The following is a 24,076-nucleotide window of genomic DNA, read 5'->3' on the forward strand; positions in this document are numbered from 1 at the left end:
AGCAGGCCAACGTAGCCGACGGACACGGAAACCGGCGGCGCAGGGTTGCAATGTCCGCGCGGCGTGTGTATTTTAGAAACGTTGCCCCTCTAGCTCAACGGTTAGAGCAGCGTCCTTTTAAGTCGTGGGTTGTGGGTTCGAATCCCACGGGGGGCACCGCTGGCAAGCCCCGAAACCAATGATTTCAACGGTTCCGGGGCTTTCGCATATCCGCCGCGATTCGGTAGCGGCCGGAGACCTGCACCCAGATTAGGGACCACCCCCAGTCGGCATAGCCGACAGCCCCCGCCAGCGGGGGCGAGCGCACCCGGCAACCGCCTCCACCTGCGCATTCTCCAGCTGCCGCACCCACCACACCGCACCTACTACAGTGGGCAGCATGTCTTGCACCACACTTCTTGTAGGAAAAGCGGCCAGCATCGACGGATCGACGATCATCGCGCGCGATGACGACTCCGGTTCGGGCCGCTACGATCCGAAACGACTCGTCACCGTCAACCCCGAGGACCAGCCGCGCCATTACCGCGCCGTCCTTTCCCACGTCGAGATTGATCTGACGGACGCCGGCGAACCGTGCCGGTACACGATCGCCCCGAACGTGCTCAACAACCGCGGCATCCTCGCCGAGGCGGGCGCGAGCGAGCGCAACGTGGCGATGAGCGCCACGGAGACGATCGCGGTGAACGAGCGCGTGCTCGCCGCCGATCCGCTGGTCGAGTTGCGCCCGGCCCAGGGCGAGCCGACCAATCCGGACGGCACGCCCAACCCGGACTACCGCCCCGAACAGCCGGGCGGCATCGGCGAGGAGGACATCATCACGCTCGTCCTGCCGTACGTGCATACGGCGCGCGAAGGCGTCCAGCGCCTCGGCGAACTGCTCGAGCAATACGGCACGTACGAGTCGAACGGCGTGATCATCTCCGACGTGGATGAGATCTGGTACGTGGAGACGATCGGCGGCCATCATTGGATCGCCCGCCGCGTGCCCGACGACTGCTATGCGACCATCCCGAACCAGCTGGGCATCGACGACTTCGATCTGAAGGACGCGTTCGGCCCGCAGCGTGAATACCTGTGCAGCGCCGACCTGCGCGAGTGGATGGCCGCGCACCGCCTCGACCGCACAATGCCGGCGCACACGTCGGCGGTGCCCACGCGCGGCGCGGGCCTCGGCGCGGCGCGCGGCGTGGTCGGCTTCGCGGCGGACGGCTCGGTGGAGACGCCGGACCGCTTCAACCCGCGCACCGCGTTCGGCACGTCCACGGCGAAGGACCACATCTACAACACGCCGCGCGCCTGGTACATGCAGCGCTGCCTCAACCCGAGCGAGGACTGGGATTCCCCGGCTGCCCGCTACACGCCCACGTCCGACGACATCCCGTGGTGCCGCGTGCCGGAGAACAAGATCACGATCGAGGACGTCGACCGCATCCTCGCCTCGCATTTCGAAGGCACGCCGTACGACCCGTACGGCACGCTCGGCACGCCGGAGTCGCGTCACCGCTACCGTCCGATCGGTGTCAACCGCACCGGCCACATGGTCGCGATCCAGGTGCGCCCGTACGTGCCGGAATCGGCGCGCGCCGTCATGTGGACGTCGTTCGGTTCCGGCCCGTTCACGACGGTCGCGCCGTTCTATGCGAACGTGCGCGACACGCCCGCCTATCTGCGCGGCACGACGCCGATCGTCTCGACCGGCAACCTGTACTGGACGAACCGTCTCATCGCGGTCATCGCCGACGCCCACTTCTACGAGACGAACAATCTGGTGGAGGGATACGCGGAAGGCGTGCGCGCGTACGGCCATCGTCTGGTCGACGAGACGGACGCGACGGTCACGGCGCAGGTCGCGGGCGGGCGCGGCGGAGCCGACGCCGCCGACGCGCCTGCCGCCGGACGCGCGGACGACGCGACGATCGCGGCGACGCTGGAAGCCGCGAACGAGCGGATGGCCGGCTACCTGCGCGAACACACGACGACGCTGCTCAATGATGTGCTGTACACGTCCAGCAATCTGATGCACAACGCGTTCGCGATGTCCGATCGCTGGGCGTGAGCCGCACAATTCCGTAACAGCCCGGAAAAAGACCTCCCATACCGTTCATAGGTTGAAACCGTTCGTAATCTGAACGAGACAATGAGATGAGACGAGATGAGGGAGGACACGCATGCGTACAGCACGAGGCGACTCCGGGCTGACCGCCGGGCTGCGGGCCCGTCTGCGGGCGCTGACGGCACTGGTCGCGGCGCTGCTCGCCGCGGTGATGATGGTCGCCGGACTGTCGGCGTCGCCGGCGCTCGCCGCCGACGGCACGGAGGCCGGCGACACGACCAAGAGCATGTCGACCGTGGACGACGCGACGCGCGCGCTCGCGAAGAAGGCGAAGGGCAAGACCTACACAATCGCCACCGACACCACGTTCGCGCCGTTCGAATTCCGCGAGAACGGCAAAATGGTCGGCATCGACATGGATCTGGTCAACAAGATCGCCGCGTCGCAGGGATTCAAGGTCACGATCCAGTCGCTCGGCTTCAACGCGGCGCTGCAGGCGTTGAGCTCGAACCAGGCGGACGCGGTGATCGCCGGCATGTCGATCACCGACGAACGCAAGCAGGTGTACGACTTCTCCGACCCGTACTTCCAGTCCGGCGTGCAGATGGCCATCGCGAAGAGCGATGACTCCGTCAAGGGCTACGCGGACCTCAAGGGCAAGACCGTCACCGCGAAGACCGGTTCCGAAGGCGAGGCCTACGCGAAGTCCATCGCGAAGAAGTACGGCTTCAGCATCAAGTCGGTCGACCAGTCGGCCACGATGTACGAGATGGTGAAGGCCGGCAACGCGGCCGCCGTGTTCGACGACTACCCGGTGCTCGCCTACGGCATCTCGCAGAACAACGGCCTCAAGACCGTGACGCCGAAGGTGCCGCGGGGCTACTACGGCTTCGCCGTCAACAAGGGCCAGAGCGCCGAGCTGCTGGCCGCGTTCAACGTCGGGCTCAAGGAGCTCAAGGACTCCGGCGAATACGACAAGATCCTCGTCAAGTACCTGGGCGCGAACGCCTCGACGAACGCGGACACGAACAGCGTGAAGACGGTGGAACGCATCGGATTCTGGCAGCTGGCCGTGCAGTCGCTGCCGGCGCTCATGCAGGGCCTCAAGAACACGATGATCATCACCGCGCTCTCGTTCATCGTGGCGCTGCTGCTCGGCCTCGGCTTCGGACTGATGCGCGTGGGCCGCAACAAGGCGCTCGCGTGGATCTCCCGCGCCTACGTGGCCGTGTTCCGCGGCACCCCGGTGCTCGTGTGGGCGTTCTTCTTCTACTTCGGCGTGCCGCAGCTCGTCGGCCACGCCATCCCGAACTGGATCTGGTTCTCCGGCCTGTTCACGCTGTCGCTCAACTCGGGCGCATACCTGACGGAGATCATCCGCGGCGCGATCCAGTCGGTCGACCCCGGCCAGGCGGAGGGCGCGCGTTCGCTCGGCCTCACCTACGCGCAGACGATGCGCAGGGTGATCCTGCCGCAGGCCGTGAAAATCGGCACGCCGGCCGTCATCAACCAGCTGGTCATCCTGCTCAAGGATTCCTCGCTGCTGCTCACCATCGGCTTCGCCGACCTGCTCTACCAGGCGCAGCAGCTGTACGCGGCGAACTTCCGCGTCACCGAGACGCTGCTCATGGTGGGCGTCATCTACTTCGTGGCCATCACGCTGCTGACCTGGCTCGCGAACATCGCCGATAGGAGGTTGAACAAGTAATGGCTGCATCGACTGAGAACACGGCGAACGAGTTCGTCGTCGACGTGCGCGACCTGCACAAGAGCTACGGCGGCACCGAGGTCATCAAGGGCGTCGACTTCCAGGTACGCAAGGGCGAGGTCGTGTGCATCATCGGCCCGTCCGGCGCCGGCAAGTCCACGCTGCTGCGCTGCCTGAACGGACTGGAGACGCCCACGTCGGGCACGGTGGTCGTCAACGGCCACGACCTCGGCGCGAAGGACACGAACATCGACGAGGTGCGCGAGCAGATCGGCATGGTGTTCCAGCACTTCAACCTGTTCCCCAACATGACCGTCGCCGAGAACATCATGCTCGCGCCGACGCTCGTGCACAAGATGCCGAAGGACGAGGCCCGCGCGCTCGCGAAGAAACTGCTCGCGCAGGTCGGCCTCGCCGAGAAAATCGACGCGCGCCCCGCGTCCCTGTCCGGCGGCCAGAAGCAGCGCGTGGCGATCGCCCGTGCGCTCGCGATGAACCCGGACATCATGCTGTTCGACGAGGCGACGAGCGCGCTCGACCCGGAGATGGTCGGCGACGTGCTCGAGGTGATCCGCGGGCTCGCCGAAGAGGGCATGACGATGATTCTCGTGACGCACGAGATGGGCTTCGCGCGCGAGGTCTCCAGCCGCGTGGTGTTCACCCACGGCGGCGTGATCGACGAGCAGGGCACGCCTGACGAGATCTTCAACCATCCGAAGAGCGAGCGCCTGCGGTCGTTCCTGTCGAAGGTGCTGTAGCGCCGTAGACGTTACGACCGGCGTGAAAACGCCGCATCCCACCCGGATAGTGGGCCGGCTCACAGGCCCACTATCCGAACATTTCCCTTAGCCGTCGGCGATACCCCGCCGACGGCTATTACTCTTATTGGTATGAGTGGGAATACCAATTGGACCAATCCGTTGCGCGATCCGCGCGACCTGCGCCTGCCGCGCATCGCGGGCCCGTGCAGTCTGGTCATCTTCGGCGTGACCGGCGATCTGGCGCAGAAAAAGCTGCTGCCCGCCGTCTACGATTTGGCCAACCGCGGTCTGCTGCCGCCGAGCTTCGGCCTGACCGGCTTCGCGCGCCGCGACTGGACGCAGGAGCATTTCATCGAATTCGTCAAGACCGCCGTCAAGGCGCGTTGCCGCACGCCGTTCAAGGAGTCGACGTGGAACAACCTCGCGGCCGGCATCCGGTTCGTGCAGGGCACGTTCGACGACCCGGAGGCGTTCGAACGCCTCAGCGCCACTGTGCAGGAGCTCGACCGCGACCGCGGCACGCGCGGCAACCACGCGTTCTACATGTCGGTGCCGCCGAGCGCGTTCCCGATCGTCTCCAAGCAGCTGGCCGCGTCCGGCCTGTCGCGCTCCTCCGAAGGCGCGTGGCGACGCGTCATCATCGAGAAGCCGTTCGGCCATGACCTCGCCAGCGCGAAGGAGCTCGACCGCGTCGTCTCCGAGGTGTTCGACCCGAGCTCGGTGTTCCGCATCGACCACTACCTCGGCAAGGAGACCGTGCAGAACCTGCTGGCCCTGCGCTTCGCCAACGCGATGTACGAGCCGGTGTGGAACGCGAACTACGTGGACCACGTGCAGATCACGATGGCCGAGGACATCGGCATCGGCGGCCGCGCCGGCTACTACGACGGCATCGGCGCCGCGCGCGACGTGATCCAGAACCACCTGCTCCAGCTCATGGCCCTCACCGCCATGGAGGAGCCGGTGAGCTTCACCGCGAAGGACCTGACGGCCGAGAAGACCAAGGTGCTCTCCGCCGTGCGCCTGCCCAAGGACCTCGCCGCCAACACGGCGCGCGGCCAGTACGCGAAGGGCTGGCAGGGCTCGCACGAGGTCGTCGGCTACCTGGACGAGAAGGGCATCAATCCGAAGTCCACCACCGAGACGTACGCAGCCATCCGCCTCGACATCGACACACGACGCTGGGCGGGTGTGCCGTTCTATCTGCGCACCGGCAAACGTCTCGGCAAGCGCGTCACCGAGATCGCCGTCGTGTTCAAGCGCGCCCCGCACCTGCCGTTCGAGCAGACCGCCGTGCGCGAACTCGGCAAGAACGCGATCGTGATCCGCGTGCAGCCGGACGAGGGCGTGACGATGCGCTTCGGCGCGAAGGTGCCGGGCGGCACCACGATGGAGGTCCGTGACGTGAACATGGACTTCAGCTACGGCCGCTCGTTCACCGAGAACTCGCCGGAAGCCTACGAACGACTGATCCTCGACGTGCTGCTCGGCGACCCGCCGCTGTTCCCCACCACCGAGGAAGTGAACCTGAGCTGGAAGATCCTCGACCCGATCGAGGAGTTCTGGTCGACGCTCGGCCAGCCGCAGCCGTACCGCGCGGGCACGTGGGGCCCCGCCGAGGCCGATGAGATGCTGGCGCGCGAAGGCCGCCATTGGAGGATGCCATGATCATCGATATGCCGAACACCCGCACGCGCGAGATCGCGCACAAGATCGACGAGCTGCACGAGGAGCGCGGCGAATCGGCGACCGGCCGCGTGCTCACGCTGCTCATCGCCACCGACGAAGGCGAACTCGAGCACGCGCTCGAAGTCGCCAACGCGGCGAGCCGCGAGCACCCGTGCCGCGTCATCGCGATCGTGCCGGACACGTCGCGCCGCGACGATTCCGGCGACGGCGACGTGAAGGCGATGGAGAAGACCGACAACCCGGCCATCGACCTGACCGACGGCCCCGCGGAATCGAACCTCAACGCGCAGGTGCGCTTCGGCGCGGACGCCGGCGCTGGCGAGATCATCATCCTGCGCCCCCGCAACGGGCTCATCAACCATCCGGACACGCTCGTCATCCCGCTGCTCGTGCCGGACGTGCCGGTCGTCGCATGGTGGCCGACCACGCCGCCGTCCAACCCGGCGAAGGACCTGATGGGCGCGATGGCACGCAGCCGCATCACCGATGCGCTGCGCTCCAACAATCCGGAAGCGACGATCGAACGTCTGCGCCGCAGCTGGACGCCGGAGGACATCGACCTGTCGTGGACGCGCCTGACCGTGTGGCGCGGACTGCTCGCCTCGATGCTCGACCAGCCGCCGCACCTGCCGGTCACGGCGGTGAAGGTGACGGGACCACGCGAATTCCTGCCGATGGACCTGTTGTGCGCGTGGCTGCGACTCACGCTCGACGTGCCGGTCGACGTGGAATACGTCGACGGCGCGACGGCGGTGACCGGCGTGGCGTTCACGCGCGCGGACGGCACCGTGTCGCTGGAACGCCCGCACGAGGACCAAGCCGTGATCTCGATGCCGGGGCAGGCGCCGCAGGCGATCTCCGTGCCGCCGCGCACGATCGAGGACTGCCTGACCGAGGAACTGCGCCGCATCGACCCGGACGAGATCTACGCCGACGTCATCAACGAAGGCTGGGACCTGATTCGTCACTAAGGAGTTTCACATGGCAAGCCGCACACTCGTCGTCTATCCGGACAAAGACGTGATGATCAAGGCCGGGGCGTCCCGGCTCGTCTTGGCGCTGCTCGACGCGCTGGACGAGCGCCTGCCGGACGGCTCGCGCCGCACGCGCGTCGACGTGGCGCTCTCCGGTGGCTCGGCCGCGCAGCCGCTCGGACTGATTGCGACCGACGCTTCGATCGCCGCGCTGGCCACGTCGATCGACTGGTCGCGCGTGCACTTCTGGTTCAGTGACGAACGCTTCGTCGCCGCCGACTCCCCCGACCGCAACGCGGTCGAGGCGCGCCGACTGCTGCTCGACGGGCTCGTGGCGGCGGGCTCGCTGCCCGAGGCGAACATCCACGAGATGCCGGCGGACACGCGTCCGGCTGCGGAGATCGCGAAGGTGACGCGCGACGCGGACAGCTCCGACGAGTTCGTGCGTTCCGCCGCCGACGTGGAGAACGAGGCGCTCGTGGACGCCGCGGCGCGTACGTACGCGGACGAATTGGTTCGTGAAATGGGTCCGGAGCCGGTGTTCGACCTGATGATTCTCGGCATGGGCCCCGACGGGCATTACGCTTCGCTGTTCCCCGCCTCCTCGGGGCATGCGGAGGTGCAGGTGCGCGACCGGCTCACGGTCGGTGTGACCCACTCCCCCAAGATGCCGCCGCTGCGCGTCTCCCTGACCGCGCCGTTGATCGCGCGCTCCCGCCATACGTGGTTCTTCGCGGCCGGAGCGGGCAAGGCGGAGTCGCTGGCGCACGTGTTCGCCGCGGGCGGCGAAGTGCCAAGTGGTGACGTCGTGCCGAAGGGGGACCCGGAATACCCGTCCTCCTTCGCTTACGGTGTGGACGAGTTCACCTGGTTCACCACCGAAGAGACGGTGACGAAGCTGTAGCCTCAGGGAGCTTCTCGGGGGGCTACTCTCCGAAGCTTCGAGGCTTCCTTCCGAGTCTCCCCGTGTCTCCGGAGTCTCCCCGTCTTTCCAAGCGCAAGTGATCCCGGAAATCGGCGGCTTCATCCGGGAATCGTTGCACTGACTCCAGCTCAACGCAATGATTCCCGGAAAACAGCCCCGTTCTCCGGGATTTGTTGTACCAAGACGATATCAGCGCAAGTAATCCCGGAAATAGACGGCTTCGTCCGGGATTTGTTGCACTGAGCTGTGGTCAGTGCAATGATTCCCGGAAAACGACCCTATTCTCCGGGATTACTTGCGATGAAAAGAGACCAGTGCAATATTTCCCGGAAATTTACCCTATCGTCCGGGAAATGTTGCGCTGAAATGATGCCAGCACAAGAAATCCCGGAGAACATCCTTGTTTTCCGGGATTTATCGCGCTGAGACGAGACCAGCACAAGAAATCCCGGACGAGTGGTGTGTCGTCCGGGATTTCTTGCACCGAAAAAGAGCTTCTTGCTCTTCGGATGCTGGGTTGCCCGGCTCGATCAGCAATTATGGACCGGCCTACGGCCGGACTCAGATCTGGCTCGGCGGTAAACCGCCTCGCACCGAAGAGGGCCGGACGGCCCACCGGGCCGTCCTAAGCCTGAGATTGAGGAGTTTCACTCCTCAATCTCAGGCTTACCCTCTTCGGCCCACAACGTGTGGAACACGCCCGGCTTGTCGACGCGGCCGTAGGTGTGGGCACCGAAGAGGTCGCGCTGGGACTGGGTGAGGGCGGTGGGGAGGCGCTTGGAGCGCAGGCCGTCGTAGTACGCCAGGGAGCTGGAGAACACCGGGGTGGGGATGCCCGCCTCGATGGCCTTGACGATCACGCGGCGCCACGCGTCCTGCGATTCGCCGATGATCTTCTCGAAGTACGGGTCGAACAGCAGCGAGGCCGGCGGGTTGTCGCCCTTGAACGCCTCGGTGATGCGGTCGAGCAGGAACTGGGCGCGGATGATGCAGCCGCCGCGCCAGATGCGGGCCACCTCGGACAGGTTGATGTCCCAGCCGTACTCCTTCGCGCCATCCTGGATCTCGTTGAGACCCTGCGCGTAGGCGACGACCTTGGAGGCGAACAGCGCACGACGCACATCCTCGATGAACGCGGCCTTCTCCTCGCCATCAAGATCGATGGTCTTGTTCGGGCCGGCCAGGTTCTCCTGCTGGGCGGCCTCGCGCAGCTCGCCGTGGGAGGAGAGGGCGCGGGCGAACACGGCCTCGCCGATCGAGGCGACCGGGGAACCGAACTCGAGACCGGTCTGGACGGTCCACGTGCCGGTGCCCTTCATGCCGGCGTGGTCGACGACCACGTCCACGAACGGCTTGCCGGTGGCGGCGTCCTTGTGATGCAGCACTTCGGCGGTGATCTCGATCAGGTAGGAGTCGAGGTCGCCCTTGTTCCACTCGTCGAACACGCCGGCGATCTCCTCGGCGTCCATCCCGAGGCCGCGGCGCAGGATGTCGTACGCCTCACCGATCACCTGCATGTCCGCGTATTCGATGCCGTTGTGGACCATCTTCACGAAGTGGCCGGCGCCATCGGTGCCGATGTGGGTCACGCACGGCTCGCCGTTCACCTTCGCGGCGATCGACTCGAGGATCGGGCCGAGCGTCTTCCAGGATTCCGCGGTGCCGCCGGGCATCAGGGACGGGCCGTTGAGCGCGCCCTCCTCGCCGCCGGACACGCCGCAGCCGACGAAGTGGAAGCCCTTGGCGCGCACTTCCTTCTCGCGCTTGATGGTGTCCTTGAAGAACGAGTTGCCGCCGTCGACGATGATGTCGCCCGGCTCGAACACCTGCTCGAGCTGCTCGATAACCGCATCGGTCGGGCCGCCGGCCTTGACCATGATGATCGCGGTACGCGGGCGCTTCAGGGACGCGGCGAACTCCTCCAGCGTCTTGGTCGGGACGAACGCGCCCTCGGAGCCGTGCTCCTCCATGAGCTTCTCGGTGCGCGAGTAGTGGCGGTTGAACAGCGCCACCGTGTTGCCGTGGTGCGCGAGGTTGCGGGCCAGGTTGGAACCCATCGCCGCAAGTCCGATAACACCGATGTTTGCCGTAGCTTCGGCCATTTGCCTTGCCTTTCAGTCGATTCAGCTTGTTCCGAGAAAAGTCTATCCCGCTGTGCGCCGATGCGCGAGTGGCGTCTTATGTCAAGCGGCCGTATGGGCGGCGGGACTACCCCTCAGTCATGCGAAGCATGACAGCTCCCCTGCAAGGGGAGCCGGGGTGAGGGGCACGCCGACGGGCGAGCGGCATCTTACGCCGGATGAACCGCGTGGGTGGCGGGGACTACCCCTCAGTCATGCGAAGCATGACAGCTCCCCTGCAAGGGGAGCCGGAGGGAGGACGTGATGTGAGGAAGACGACATTTTCCGTTTTGCGGCGATTCCGGCCGCGGCCGGGCCGACCTCGCCCACGGCGTGTCCTTTGGGATTCCAATGATTTACCGACGTCAGACGCAGACACTACATCTAGCGAAATCATCAACGACACGCCACTATGGATAGTGTTTACTCGTCAATCAATCCTCGATAGGCTGTCTCCCGCACCACATCACACCCGTCCGATCGGAGACCACCATGACCGTCACCGTGTTCACCAAGCCGCGTTGCCCGCAGTGCGACGCCACCAAGCGCCAGCTCGACAAGCTCGGCATCCCGTTCGAGACGGTCGACCTGACGCAGAACCCGTCCACGCTGGAACAGCTGCAGCAGGCGGGGTTCCGGCAGGCGCCGGTCGTCATCACCCCGGACAACTCGTGGACCGGCTATCGCCCGGACCTGATCCGCGAACTCGCGAAGGCCGCGACGGCGAACACGACGCAGGTCGCCGAGCAGCACGCGGTCGCCGCATGAGCGTCACACCGAACGTGAGCGGCAGCACGGGAGGCGACCTGTCCGGCCTGACCGGAGCGACGCCCGTCCGTCGCGCGCAGGGCGCGGGGGACCTGTCCGCGCTGACCGGCGTCGCCGCGGGCGGACGTCGTCACGGCGCCGCCGCGGCGCGACGTGACGACGCGGACGGTGGCGACGCGACGCGCGCGGGACGCCGTAGCGCGCCCGTCGCGTTGCACGGGATGAGCGAGACGCCGGACCATGACGACGCGACGCCCGGCACGCCGGAAACGGCGGCGGCGGGCGGACGCGCCAAGGCGATCGGCGCGCTCGTGTACTTCTCCTCCGCGTCGGAGAACACGTCCCGGTTCGTCGCCGGATTGAAACTCGGCGAGGCGGGGATCAACGTGTACCGGATTCCGCTGAAACCGAACGCGGCGATGCTCAACGTGCGCGAACCGTACGTCATCATGGTGCCCACATACGGCGGCGGCGACGCGCGCAAGGCCGTGCCGCCGCAGGTGAAACGATTCCTCAACCATGCAGGCAACCGCGCGTGGATCCGCGGCGTGATCGCCTCCGGCAACACGAACTTCGGCAGCGCGTACGGCGCGGCCGGCGACATCATCGCCGCGAAATGCCGCGTCCCGTACCTGTACCGCTTCGAACTGATGGGCACGCGCGAGGACTCGCGCAAAGTGCGCGACGGCCTCGTCAGGTTCTTCACGCGGTGAGGTAAGTCCGCCGAATCGGCGACATGCGCCGCCGTCTCTCCCCCAGTCTCACTCCGTTCGACAGCCCCCTCGTCAGAGGGGGCCAAGCACCTTACCGGCATAACGACGCCGCCTCCCCAACACGACACGACGCAGCCTCCCTCTGACGAGGGAGGTGGCACGGCGCAGCCGTGACGGAGGGAGAGACCCCGACATCTCACCGTGGCGAAAGCCACCGACGCCCAACCGTGACCGAACAATCTCCTGAAGGGTATTCCATGACCACCACCTACGATCCGTCGACCGACTACCATGCGCTGAACGCGATGCTCAACCTGTACGACGAGCACGGGCTCATCCAGTTCGGCAAGGACAAGGAGGCCGAGCGCGCCTACGTCACGAGCGAGATCGAGCCGAACACGAAGCGTTTCGCCACGGCCGGCGAGCGCCTGCGTTGGCTCATCGACCACGACTACTACGACGGCGACGTGTTCGCCCGCTACAGCGCCGACTTCCTCGAATCGTTCTACGCGCACGCCGCGCAGGCCGGCTTCGAGTTCGAGACGTTCCTCGGCGCGTTCAAGTTCTTCCGTTCCTACGCGTTGAAGTCGTTCGACGGCAAGACGTATCTCGAGGACTTCCCGCAGCGTTGCGCCGCGGTCGCCCTCGACCTGGCCGCCGGCGACGAATCCGCCGCCACCGCCTATCTCGACGAGATGCTCGCCGGCCGTTTCCAGCCGGCCACGCCGACGTTCCTGAACCTCGGCAAGGCGCAGCGCGGCGAGCCGGTGAGCTGCTTCCTCGTGCGCATCGAGGACAACATGGAGTCGATCTCGCGTGGCATCAACGCGGCCCTGCAGCTGTCGAAGCGCGGCGGCGGCGTGGCGCTGCTCCTCTCCAACCTGCGTGAGCTGGGCGCGCCGATCAAGCACATCGAGAACCAGTCGAGCGGCGTCGTGCCGGTCATGAAGCTGCTCGAGGACTCGTTCTCGTACGCGAACCAGCTGGGCGCGCGTCAGGGTGCGGGCGCCGTGTACCTCAACGCGCATCATCCGGACATCATGCGTTTCCTCGATACGAAGCGCGAGAACGCGGACGAGAAAATCCGCATCAAGTCGCTCGCGCTGGGCGTGGTCGTGCCGGACATCACGTTCGAACTCGCCAAGCGCAAGGAGCGGATGGCGCTGTTCAGCCCGTACGACGTGGAGCGCGTGTACGGCAAGCCGTTCGCCGACATCTCCGTCACCGAGAAGTACGACGAGATGCTGGCCGACGACCGCATCAGGAAGACGTACATCGACGCGCGCAAGTTCTTCACGACGCTCGCCGAGCTGCAGTTCGAATCCGGCTACCCGTATCTCGTCTTCGAGGACACGGTCAACCGCGCGAATCCGATCGACGGCCGCGTGACGATGTCGAACCTGTGCTCGGAGATTCTGCAGGTGCAGGAGGCGAGCGTCTACCGCGACGACCTCTCCTACGAGCACGTGGGCCGCGACGTGTCGTGCAACCTCGGCTCGCTTAACATCGCGAAGGCGATGGACGGCGGTCTCGCCGGCACGGTCGAGACGGCGATCCGCGCGCTGACGGCCGTCGCCGAGCACACGTCGATCGACGCGGTGCCGTCGATCCGACGTGCGAACGACGAAGGCCACGCGATCGGTCTCGGCCAGATGAACCTGCATGGCTTCCTCGCGCGCGAGGGCCTGCGTTACGGCTCCGACGAGGCGCTCGACTTCACCGACATGTATTTCATGACCGTCGCCTACCACGCCTGCCGCGCGTCGCACGATCTGGCGGTCGAGCGCGGCAAGGCGTTCATCGGATTCGAGCGTTCCGATTACGCGAAGCCGACCGGCGCGGGCAACTACTTCGACAAGTACACGGACGGCCGCGCTCCCGCCGCGCCGCGCACGGAGCGCGTGCGCGAGCTGTTCGCGCGCTATGGGGTCGCGGTGCCGAGCGTCGCCGATTGGGAGGCGCTGCGTGACGCGATCCTGCGCGATGGGCTGTACAACCAGAACCTGCAGGCCGTGCCGCCCACCGGGTCGATCTCGTACATCAACCACTCCACGTCGTCGATCCACCCGATCGCCTCGAAGATCGAGATCCGCAAGGAAGGCAAGATCGGCCGCATGTACTACCCGGCGCCGTACATGACCAACGACAATCTGGAGTACTTCCAGGACGCCTACGAGATCGGATGGCAGGCGATCGTCGACACGTACGCGGCCGCCACACGCCACGTCGACCAGGGTCTCTCGCTCACGCTGTTCTTCCCGGACACCGCCACCACGCGCGACGTGAACAAGGCCCAGATCTACGCCTGGCGCAAGGGCATCAAGACGCTCTACTACATCCGCATCCGCCAGCAGGCGCTTGAAGGCACCGAAGTGGCCGGCTGCGTCTCCTGCATGCTCTGATGGAGCGTATACCGCCTTTCCTCGACACTCGACGTACCTCCTGTACGTCTTCGGTCTCGGACAGCGGTCTCCGCACACATCAGTCTGATGGAGCGTCGTCTGCGTTGCGGCGGACTCGACGTACCTTCGTACGCCTTCGCCCGCCGCGCCTTGACGCCGCACACATCACGCACGATTCCATGGGGGTGCCATCTTGCCTCCCTCTGACGAGGGAGGTGGCCGCCGAAGGCGGTCGGAGGGAGAGATACCGCAAACGTTACGTTCCGGCTATCTCTCCCCCAGTCCGCTACGCGGACAGCCCCCTCGTCAGAGGGGGCCAAGAAATAAGCCGGCTTGCACACCGCCTGCGAACGCCTCCAGCGTTTGCTCCACGGCGACGTCCCGTCGAGGGGGCCAAGAACCGTCGCCGTCTCTGCGCCCCCTTTAGGGGGAGCTGGCCCGCGTAGCGGGACTGAGGGGGCATACAGACGCCCAGCCCACTTACCTACGTCATCGCACCACACATCACCACATCAGAAGGGGAACATCATGTCGAAAACCGTGTACCGGATGATCCTGCGGCTCACCGCGCCCGAGGAGTTCGCGGACCGCGACAATCGCGACGACGAAACCGACTGAATCCCGGATCTTCCGAATCACCCCCTCAGTCGGCCTTCGGCCGCCAGCTCCCCCTTCAGGGGGAGCAAGAGATACGCATGCACCGGCAGGTGTATTCGGAACAATCGGACACACGCACCACCGAATCACCGAAACGTAACGAACCAACCGAAAAGGAGAGAACCATGGCGCCGATTTCCGTGCCGCGCAAACCGCTGAAGCTCATCGACCGCGTCTGCGCGATCAACTGGAACCGACTCGAGGACGAGAAGGACCTCGAGGTGTGGGACCGCCTGACCGGCAACTTCTGGCTGCCGGAGAAGGTGCCGGTCTCGAACGACATCCCCTCGTGGCAGGCGATGAGCGAGGAGGAGCACACGCTCACGATGCGCGTGTTCACCGGTCTCACGCTGCTCGACACTATCCAAGGCACGGTCGGCGCGGTGTCGTTGATCCCGGACGCGCTCACCCCGCATGAGGAGGCCGTGTACACGAACATCGCGTTCATGGAGTCCGTGCACGCGAAGTCGTATTCGTCGATCTTCTCCACGCTGTGCTCGACCGAGCAGATCGACGCCGCGTTCGCGTGGAGCGAGGAGAACGAGTACCTGCAGAAGAAGGCACAGATCGTGCTCGACTACTACGAGGGCGACAGCCCGCTGAAGCGCAAGGTCGCCTCGACGCTGCTCGAATCGTTCCTCTTCTACTCGGGCTTCTACCTGCCGATGTACTTCTCCAGCCACGCGAAGCTCACGAACACGGCCGACGTGATCCGCCTCATCATCCGCGACGAGGCCGTGCACGGCTACTACATCGGCTACAAGTACCAGCGCGGGTTGGAGCTGGTGGGCGAGGCGAAGCGCGAGGAGCTGCGCGAGTACACGTACGACCTCCTGAACGAGCTGTACGACAACGAGGTGGAGTACACCGAGTCGCTGTACGGCGGCGTGGGGTTGACCGAGGACGTGGAGAAGTTCCTGCGCTACAACGGCAACAAGGCGCTGATGAACCTCGGCTACCCGGCGCTGTTCCCGGCGGAGATCTGCGACGTGAACCCGGCGATCATCGCGTCCCTGTCGCCCAACGCGGACGAGAACCACGACTTCTTCTCCGGTTCCGGCTCCTCTTACGTGATGGGCAAGGCCGAGGAGACCGACGACGACGATTGGGACTTCTGATTCCCGATCGGCAGGCCTCCGGTCCACGATTCCCTCCAGCTCGGAACCGTGGACCGGAGGCCCTAGAGAACAGCCCCTTGGGCGATGGCCTGCAACGCGGCCAGGTGCCCGGCGAGCGCCCGGCGGCCCTCCGGCGTGATGGCCGCCCATGTGACCATGTGACGGGTCGATTCGCCCGGCCGCTTGACCAGGGCGATGTACCCGTCGCCGGCGAGCGTGTTGAGGTGGCGGGAGCACATCGCGTCGCTCAGCCCGAGCGCCTCGCGGATGTCGGCGAAACGCATCTCCCTGACCGAGGAAAGCAGTCCGCAGATGCGCAGGCGCGTCGGCTCGTGGATGACGGCGTCGAACCGGGGCTCGACGGCACCGAAGCCGCGGATGCCTGGAGCCTTGCCCAAGCCCGGCGCTTTGCCTGCATCACTGCCCATGGCGCTCACCGCCCCTCCTTCTTGATCGTCGCGATGAAGTATCGATCGTACAGGTAATCCCAGAGGGCGAGCACCGCGCCCATCACGACGCCGACGACCATGGGCATCTCCGGCATCGCCGATTGATGGAGCATCCACCAGAGCAGCAGGACGAACACGCCGATCTGGACGATGAGCTGCACAATCAGCACGACCCACATGAACACGTTCCGTGGCCGCAGTTCGCCCATGAACACGCTGTAGTCGGAGCCGATCTGGCGTTTGCGCCACTCTCCCAGCTCGAACAGCGCATAGCACAGCGCTGCGGCCGCGGCCATATACGATACCGATTCGAGCAACGGGAATCGGGCTTCCACAAGCCAGCCGTCCGCATCGAATTCGATGACGGCGAACTGTGCGAACAATTGCGCACACAGCAGGTACATGACCCCGGCGATCACGCCGTTGACCGGATACCACCATTTCGGGGGCATCAGCCGTTCGGCGTTGCCGTCGCGGTCGGCGGCTATCTGGTTCAGCGCCGCCGCGGCCGCCGCCGGGTCGATGGCGGGTTGCGGCGCGCCGGTCCGGCTGTCGGTCCGGTCCGGGGGTCCGGCGGTTGCGCTTGACGTATCGGCGCCGGCAAGGCCGACGGTCTTGACGGTTCCGGCGGCGGCATGGGTCGCTTCGGTGATTCCGACGGTGTTCAGAGGTGTCGTGGCCATGATGGGTCTCCTTGCGTTGATGACGGCGCGCCGGCGGCGACGCGCGAAACGTTCCGTGCGATGGGCTGTCTGATTACACAAGCGAATGATGATTCGACCGGGAGGAGATGGCGATGTCGACATGCCCAGTATATCACTTTACTTGCATGAAAGTAAAGTGATACCCGCCGATTCCGACTCACGATTTTCACCCGGGGAATCGTGGGCCACGGAGCGCCTCACATTTTATCATCTAAAAATGTGGGAGTCAGCCACATTTTTAGATGATAAAATGTGGCTGACTCCCACATTTTAGGAGGATAATCATGGGTGAGCGACTCAGCAGAGGCCTGATGAACGACCTGTCGACATGGAAGCAGCAGCCGAATCGCAAGCCCCTGCTGCTTCGGGGAGCCCGCCAGACCGGAAAGACATGGATCGTCAGCGAATTCGGCAGACGATTCTACGACGACGTCCTGCGCATCGACTTCATGCGCGACATCGACGCCATCGGCCTGTTCGATCACACCCTCGACCCTCACACCGTCCTCGACAATCTATCTATCTATGCCGGAAGGGACATACAGCCGGGCAGGACCTTGATCTTCCTTGACGAGATTCAGGAATGTCCGCGAGCGCTCACCGCATTGAAATACCTGAGCGAGGAGACTCCGGAGCAACACATCATCGCGACCGGCTCCTATATGGGTGTGTCCAAGCATCCGGACGCATCGTTCCCCGTAGGCAAGGTCAATATGATGACCCTCCACCCGTTGTCCTTTCTTGAGTATCTGGACAACGCCGGCCAACAACGATTGGCGGATCTGATCAGAAACGGAGAACCCGAACGCATCAACCCGACGTTCGCTACGCGCCTGACCGACCTGTTGAAGCGCTACACGGTGGTCGGCGGCATGCCGGCCGCCGTATCCGCTCATCTGGGAGGTTCACCGATGCAGGAAATCCGATCCATCCAACAGGAGATTCTCGACGCATACGATCTGGATTTCTCCAAGCACGCACCACCACGGATGCTGGAACGAATCCGATTGGTATGGCGCACCCTGCCGACCCAACTCGCCAAGGAGAACCGCAAGTTCGTATACGGCGTGGTACGCCCCGGAGCGCGAGCACGCGACTTCGAGGAGAGCATCATGTGGCTGAAGGATTATGGCATCATCCAACAGGTGCATTGCGTCACGGCGCTGCGTGAGCCATTGAATGGCTACATCGATACCTCCACGTTCAAAATGTTCACGTCGGACATCGGCCTGCTCGGTGCGCTGGCCGGCCTCGACCCGTCCGTCGTCACCGAAAACCGCCGCGTGTTCACCGAATTCAAGGGGGCGTTGACCGAGCAATACGTCTGCCAACAGCTGGTGGCCCAAGGGTACGAGCCGACCTACTGGTCGAATCCGCAGGGGCACGCGGAGATCGACTTCTCCATCGAGAAAGACGGCGCCGTGTATCCCATCGAGGTGAAGGCGGAGCAGAATCTGCGGGCAAGAAGTCTGAAAGTGGCGTATGCGCGATTCCCGATCGTCCATGCCATACGAACCAGTCTCGCCGACTACCGTGATGAGTCATGGGTCGCCAACCTGCCTCTTTGGGCCGTTGGCGGGCTCGGCCGATTCATCACGCGTCATGCTGATACGTGGAGGGAGCACCACGAATCGGACGCAACGGTGGTTGAATAGGGGTATCTGACTTCGAACAAGGAGCGACCCATGATCAACGAGGAATACAAGGCGATGCTGGGCGGCAAGTCCGTCATCCGCGAGCTGAGCGAGTACGCGACGGCGCGTGGCAAGGAGATCGGCTACGAGAACGTGTTCGACTACTCGCTGGGCAATCCGAGCGTGCCCGCCCCGCCGGACTTCGCGAAGACGATGGTCGACCTGTACGAGCACGGCGATCCGGTCGCCATCCACGGCTACTCCCCGTCGCTCGGTATCCCGTCCGTCAAGGAGGCGATCGCCGACTCGTTGAACCGCCGCTTCGGCACCAGCTACACCGGCAACCACATCTTCCCGACGACCGGCGCGGCCGGCGCACTCGCGCACGCGATGCGCGCCGTCACCAAGCCCGGCGACGAGATCATCACGTTCGCACCCTACTTCCCCGAATACCAGCCGTACGTGAACGGCACGGGCGCGCACCTGACCGTCATCCCCGCGGACACCGCGAACTTCCAGATCAACTTCGACGCGTTCGAGGCGGCCCTCAACCCGAACGTGCAGGCCGTGCTCATCAACACGCCGAACAACCCGTCCGGCGCCGTCTACTCGGCCGATACGCTCAAGCGCCTCGCCGCGATCCTCACCGCCAAGCAGACCGAATACGGCCACGACATCTTCCTCATCAGCGACGAGCCGTACCGCGAGATCGTGTTCGACGGCGGCACCCAGCCGTACCCGGCGAACTTCTACGCGAACACGCTCACCTGCTACTCGTGGTCGAAGTCACTCTCCCTGCCGGGCGAGCGCATCGGCTACGTGGCGGTGAACCCGACCGCCACGGATGCCGACCTGCTCGTGCCGATGATGGGCCAGATCTCGCGCGGCACCGGCCACAACTGCCCGCCGAGCTCGATCCAGCTGGGCGTCGCGAAGGTGCTCGACGAGACGAGCGACCTGAGCGTGTACGAGACGAACATGAACCTGCTGTACGACGCGCTCACCTCGATCGGCTTCGACGTGGTGCGCCCCGGCGGCACGTTCTACATCTTCCCGAAGGCGCTCGAGGAGGACGCGACCGCGTTCTGCCTCAAGGCGAAGGAGTACGACCTGATCCTCGTGCCGTCGGAGAGCTTCGGCGTGCCCGGCTACTTCCGCATGGCCTACTGCATCGACACCGAAAAGGTCAAGCGCTCGATCCCCGCGCTGGAGAAGTTCGCCCACGAACAGTACGGCCTGTGACGGAACGCTGATGCTCCTTTTCCATCGCCTCCCTCTGACGAGGGAGGTGGCCGCCGAAGGCGGTCGGAGGGAGAGATACCACGAACAGCCATGTTCCAGCCGTCTCTCCCCCACCCGGCTTCGCCGGGAGCCCCCCTCGTCAGAGGGGGCCAAATGAAGACAGCCGACCACTACACCCTGCCGGCCTTGGACGGGTCGATGGTCATCGTCTGGAAGCGGTTCGCCATGTACGCGTCGCCGTAGTGCGTGGCGAACCACTGGGTGATGGGCGAATCCTGCGGCAACCCGGCCATGCGGCCGTACCAGCAATCAAGCGCCATCAGCGTGAACGCGATGTCGACGAGCATCAGCACGGCGCACACGGCGGTGAGCGAATACCGCACCTTCCACGGGATCCGGTTGATGAGCCGCAGCAGCCGCGGCAGGATCCAGCGCACCCACACCACGCCGATCAGCCCCCAGAACACCATGTATTTGCCGGACGTGCGCCCGTCGATCGACAGCCATTGCCCGGTGTAGTCCCATGCGGTGATGCCGAATGCCACCTCCATGAACCAGCTGGTCGCGTATTCGAACGTGCCGCCGATCACCGCGCTCGCGCAGAAGATCAGGAACGGGTTCGACTTCCACAACCGGTTCAATGCCACGGTGACGAGCACCGCCCCGCACCCGTAGATCGGCGAGAACGGGCCCCAGAGCAGCCCGGCACGATCCTGGAGTTCGCCGTGGTACATCGCGAAGTGGTACACGGTCTCGACGGCGAGGCCGAACACGCAGGCCACGGCGAACAGCCAGAAGATGTTGAAGAAGTCGAGCGCGATGTACCCTTTGCCGGACGGGTCGCGCCCGAGCATGCCCGCCTCGACGGCGCGCTCGTAGGCGTCGCGGTCGTCCATGCGTTTGAGCGCACGCTGCAGCCGTCGTTCCTCGGCGAGCCCCGGATCGCACGCGATGGACACGGCGACGAGGATCGCCATGCGCACGGCCGGCGCGATGAGGTTCGCGCCGAGGCCGTCGAGCGCGAGCGACAGCATGCCTTCGGCGAGCGTGACCGGCATCAGCACGTATGCCCAGCGGGCCGCGTAGCGTCGCCAGTTGCGCAGCAGCAGCACGCCGAACACGATGAGCGCGGCCGCGTTGGCGATGAGGACGAGCGCCTGCAGTCCGGTGAGGATGGCGGTCAGGCTGGCCGCGTGGAACGTGAGTTCGCCGCGCATGATCGCGCGCACGGCGTCGACGGACGCGAGCACGACGACCGGCAGCGTGACGAGGCCGTCGAGCAGCACCAGCACGCCGTACATGCGGATGAGCCACGGCAGCCGTCGCGCGTCGAGTCGGTCCTGTTCGTCGAGTTCGGCGGCGACGAGGTCGGCGGTCACCGCCGCCTCCTCGCCCGCCGCCGTGCGTCCGTTTGTCGTCGTTTCGTTTCGCGATGATTCCGTTTGCGTTGACTCGTTTCGCGACGATTGCGACGATGAGACTTGCGACGACTCGGCCTTCGTCGATCGCGATGATTCAGCCCCCGATGATTTCCCCATGACGACTCCTTCCCACGCACGATGCCAACAGGCTAACATGCCGGCTACGTGCTCCCGCCGGCGGGACATCGCCGTGAAGCAAACGCCGGAAGCGTTTGTAGGCGATGTGCGAGCCGATGTGGGGTCGGCCGCAGGCCGTCCGTGATTGCGGGGCCCGCGAAGCGGGACTGAGGGTGGCCCCAGACATCACAAACCCCGGTTCAAACCCCCGTTCTCCTGGATTTACAGCGTCAAACACCCGTTTCGTCCCCATCGAAACGGGTGTTTAGCGCTGTAAATCGGGAATATCGTCCATTTGGCACCCCTTTTTTGAGCGGGGAGCAGTGCCTCCCTCTGACGGGGGAAGTGGTCCACGGCGGACGACGCGACCCGTCCGGCCCCGAATTGCCTCCCTCTGACGAGGGAGGTGGCCGCCGAAGGCGGTCGGAGGGAGAGATACCGCGAACAGTCACGTTCCAGCTATCTCTCCCCCACCCGGCTTCGCCGGGAGCCCGACCGCAATCAAGGACAGCCTACGGCTGACCCCACATCGGCTCGCCTGTCGGCTCACACATCGCCTACAAACGCCTCCGGCGTTTGCTATACGGCCCCCGCAATCACGGACAGCCTTCGGCTGACCCCACATCAGCTCGCCTGTCGGCTCGCACATCGCCTACAAACGCCTCCGGCGTTTGCTATACGGCGATGTCCCATCAGAGGGGGCCAAGTCAGAGAGAGGAGCCAAGGCGGAGGGGCTTTCAGGTAACGGTCAAGAATTGTTCAGAGGTTGCTTCGCAAGGTCGCAGACGACCTGCACGTTCGCGCAAGCCCTTTCCCCGGAACCGGCGGTGTACTGATATCAGCAAGCACGAAAGGCCCGCCACCGCAAGCATCGCGGCGGGCACGACGAAAGGCACGATCATGGGCATCAGGAACACCTCCGGCAAGCGGCGGGGCGGCACCACCTCCACGAGCTTCCGCGAATCACACGAATCGACTCCGGGCCGCGGCACTCGCCGCCCCCACAACACCCGCGGCGCCCGCACCGCGCAGGCCACGACCGGCAAGCTCGCCGCAATCGCCGCCGGTACGGCGCTCATCGTCGGCTTCGGCGGCGGCGCGGCCGGCACGGCAATCCTGCGCAACACCTCGACCCGCGGCGGCAATACGATCGTCTCCGGACAGATGGCCGGCATGGGCGGCGCGAACACGATGACCTACGACTACTCCGGTTCGTACACGGCGGCGCTCACCGCCGACGGCGAGGAAATCACGTCGTCCGACACGACCGCCGCGACCAACGCCGACCAGAACGCGGCCCTCGCCCAGAACGGCGGCACGCTGACGCTCACCGGCGCGACGCTCACCAAATCCGGCGACTCCGACAGCGCCGACAACAACAACTTCTACGGCACGAACTCGGTCAGCCTGACCGTCGGCAAAAAGTCGAAGACCGTCATCGACGGGTCGAAGCTCACCGCCGACTCGTCCGGCTCGAACGGCGTGTTCGCGACCGACTCGGGCACCGCGCTCGTCCACGACACGACGATCTCGACGACCGGCGACAACTCGCGCGCCCTCGACGCGACCTACTCCGGCACGATCCTCGCCGGCGAGGTCACCGCGGACACGCAGGGCGACCACAGCGCGACCGTCGCCACCGACCGCGGCGGCGGCTCGATCTCGCTCAACGAGGCGGACCTGAAGACCGCGGGCTCCGGCTCGCCGCTCCTCTACTCGACCGGCGACGTGCAGGTGACGAACGTGACCGGCACGTCCACCGGCTCGCAGATCGCCGGCATGGAGGGCCTCAACACGATCCTCATCAAGGATTCGACGCTGACGAGCACCATCACGGACAAGACGGCCAGCGACCCGGTCGCCAACGGCGTGATCATCTACCAGTCGACCTCCGGCGACGCCGAAGCCTCGACCGGCGAGCACGCGACGTTCCAGGCCGCCGATTCGACGCTGAAATCGTCGATCGAATCCGGCTCGATGTTCTACTTCACGAACACCACCGCCGACGTAGTCCTGTCGAACACGACGCTCGACTTCGACTCGTCGAAGGCGGCGCTCATCACCGCGGCCGGCAACGACGCGAACAACTGGGGGCCCGCCGGATCGAACGGCGCGACCGTCACGTTCACCGGGCGCAACCAGACGCTCGCCGGCACGGTCAGCGCGGACACGATCTCGTCGGTCACGTTGAACCTGCTCGACGGATCGACGTGGACCGGCGCCGCGAGCATCACCGAGAACGCGAGCGCGAGCGACGGCACGACGAGCGACGCGCCGATCACGGTGAACGTGGACGGCTCCTCCACGTGGGTCGTGACCGACAGCACGACCGTTTCCGCGTTGAACGTCGCGAGCGGCGGCAAGGTCGTCGACGCCGACGGGAACACGGTGACGATCAAGGCGAACGGCAAAACCGTCGTGAAGGGCGATTCCGACGTGACCGTGACCGTGACGGTGACCGGCGACTACGCGACGACCCTGCCCGACACGGCCACCGGCGACGGCACCACGCTCGCCACCGACCTGATCGACCGCTCCTCCTACGACACCCAGTTCAATACCTCCACCACCTGGACGATGTGACCCCTCCAACTCGGCCCCCTCTGACGAGGGGGCTGTCA

General features: G+C 65.4%; 17 protein-coding genes and 1 tRNA gene. 14 read left to right on the forward strand and 4 right to left on the reverse strand.

The features are described 5' to 3' along the window. Positions 1-83 precede the first annotated feature (83 nt). From AC1AYP_RS03355 to pgl, 7 genes are all read left to right on the forward strand, one after another. Positions 84-156 (forward strand) — tRNA-Lys (locus AC1AYP_RS03355). 223 nt (positions 157-379) lie between these two features. Beyond that, positions 380-2,056, forward strand: coding sequence for a C69 family dipeptidase (locus AC1AYP_RS03360; protein ID WP_476546748.1), 1,677 nt, complete (start codon positions 380-382; stop codon positions 2,054-2,056). A gap of 112 nt (positions 2,057-2,168) precedes the next feature. Continuing rightward, complete coding sequence (locus tag AC1AYP_RS03365) at positions 2,169-3,761, forward strand: amino acid ABC transporter substrate-binding protein/permease (RefSeq protein ID WP_476546749.1); 1,593 nt, start codon at positions 2,169-2,171, stop codon at positions 3,759-3,761. Further along, positions 3,761-4,519: an amino acid ABC transporter ATP-binding protein gene (locus AC1AYP_RS03370; RefSeq protein ID WP_034529733.1), complete on the forward strand. Its 759-nt coding sequence runs from the start codon at positions 3,761-3,763 to the stop codon at positions 4,517-4,519. Before AC1AYP_RS03365 ends, AC1AYP_RS03370 begins: the two co-directional genes overlap by 1 nt. Before the next feature lie 132 nt (positions 4,520-4,651). Then, the gene (zwf, locus tag AC1AYP_RS03375) at positions 4,652-6,190 is read left to right on the forward strand and encodes a glucose-6-phosphate dehydrogenase (protein ID WP_476546750.1); all 1,539 of its coding nucleotides are present in this window, start codon (positions 4,652-4,654) and stop codon (positions 6,188-6,190) included. After that, positions 6,187-7,182 carry a glucose-6-phosphate dehydrogenase assembly protein OpcA gene (locus tag AC1AYP_RS03380; protein ID WP_476502986.1) on the forward strand — a complete coding sequence of 332 codons (996 nt, stop codon included), beginning with the start codon at positions 6,187-6,189 and terminating at the stop codon, positions 7,180-7,182. Before zwf ends, AC1AYP_RS03380 begins: the two co-directional genes overlap by 4 nt. Before the next feature lie 10 nt (positions 7,183-7,192). Next, positions 7,193-8,089, forward strand: a complete 897-nt coding sequence (gene pgl, locus AC1AYP_RS03385; protein WP_476544989.1) for a 6-phosphogluconolactonase — start codon at positions 7,193-7,195, stop codon at positions 8,087-8,089. 668 nt (positions 8,090-8,757) lie between these two features. Here pgl and gndA read toward each other — a convergent pair. Then, the gene (gndA, locus tag AC1AYP_RS03390) at positions 8,758-10,212 is read right to left on the reverse strand and encodes an NADP-dependent phosphogluconate dehydrogenase (protein WP_476532415.1); all 1,455 of its coding nucleotides are present in this window, start codon (positions 10,210-10,212) and stop codon (positions 8,758-8,760) included. A gap of 510 nt (positions 10,213-10,722) precedes the next feature. On the opposite strand from gndA, the gene AC1AYP_RS03395 reads away from it, so the two are divergent. From AC1AYP_RS03395 to nrdF, 4 genes are all read left to right on the forward strand, one after another. Then, positions 10,723-10,998 carry a glutaredoxin family protein gene (locus AC1AYP_RS03395; RefSeq protein ID WP_476544990.1) on the forward strand — a complete coding sequence of 92 codons (276 nt, stop codon included), beginning with the start codon at positions 10,723-10,725 and terminating at the stop codon, positions 10,996-10,998. A gap of 221 nt (positions 10,999-11,219) precedes the next feature. Next, the gene (gene nrdI / locus AC1AYP_RS03400; protein WP_476545002.1) at positions 11,220-11,711 is read left to right on the forward strand and encodes a class Ib ribonucleoside-diphosphate reductase assembly flavoprotein NrdI; all 492 of its coding nucleotides are present in this window, start codon (positions 11,220-11,222) and stop codon (positions 11,709-11,711) included. A gap of 257 nt (positions 11,712-11,968) precedes the next feature. Then, a complete protein-coding gene (gene nrdE, locus AC1AYP_RS03405) occupies positions 11,969-14,113 on the forward strand; it encodes a class 1b ribonucleoside-diphosphate reductase subunit alpha (RefSeq protein WP_476544992.1) in 2,145 nt (714 codons plus the stop codon). Positions 14,114-14,895: 782 nt separating this feature from the next. After that, a complete protein-coding gene (gene nrdF, locus AC1AYP_RS03410) occupies positions 14,896-15,888 on the forward strand; it encodes a class 1b ribonucleoside-diphosphate reductase subunit beta (protein WP_476544993.1) in 993 nt (330 codons plus the stop codon). 62 nt (positions 15,889-15,950) lie between these two features. Here the strand turns inward: nrdF and AC1AYP_RS03415 are convergent, their stop codons facing one another. Together AC1AYP_RS03415 and AC1AYP_RS03420 are read right to left on the reverse strand one after the other, a co-directional pair. Beyond that, positions 15,951-16,316, reverse strand: a complete 366-nt coding sequence (locus AC1AYP_RS03415) for a transcriptional regulator (protein ID WP_476502991.1) — start codon at positions 16,314-16,316, stop codon at positions 15,951-15,953. Positions 16,317-16,321: 5 nt separating this feature from the next. After that, positions 16,322-17,020, reverse strand: a complete 699-nt coding sequence (locus AC1AYP_RS03420; RefSeq protein WP_476546751.1) for a hypothetical protein — start codon at positions 17,018-17,020, stop codon at positions 16,322-16,324. A gap of 305 nt (positions 17,021-17,325) precedes the next feature. Between AC1AYP_RS03420 and AC1AYP_RS03425 the strand changes: the two genes are divergently transcribed. Together AC1AYP_RS03425 and AC1AYP_RS03430 are read left to right on the forward strand one after the other, a co-directional pair. Then, positions 17,326-18,696, forward strand: coding sequence for an ATP-binding protein (locus AC1AYP_RS03425; protein ID WP_476544995.1), 1,371 nt, complete (start codon positions 17,326-17,328; stop codon positions 18,694-18,696). Between the two features lie 30 nt (positions 18,697-18,726). Then, positions 18,727-19,917 (forward strand): pyridoxal phosphate-dependent aminotransferase, encoded by a 1,191-nt coding sequence (locus AC1AYP_RS03430; protein WP_476532422.1) that lies wholly within the window; start codon positions 18,727-18,729, stop codon positions 19,915-19,917. 170 nt (positions 19,918-20,087) lie between these two features. Here the strand turns inward: AC1AYP_RS03430 and AC1AYP_RS03435 are convergent, their stop codons facing one another. Next, entirely contained in the window at positions 20,088-21,455 is a 1,368-nt protein-coding gene (locus AC1AYP_RS03435) for a putative ABC transporter permease (RefSeq protein WP_476544997.1), read from the reverse strand. A gap of 900 nt (positions 21,456-22,355) precedes the next feature. Between AC1AYP_RS03435 and AC1AYP_RS03440 the strand changes: the two genes are divergently transcribed. Continuing rightward, complete coding sequence (locus tag AC1AYP_RS03440) at positions 22,356-24,038, forward strand: adhesin (protein ID WP_476544998.1); 1,683 nt, start codon at positions 22,356-22,358, stop codon at positions 24,036-24,038. Positions 24,039-24,076 lie beyond the last annotated feature (38 nt).

This window comes from Bifidobacterium sp. LH_424 (genome assembly GCF_056356895.1).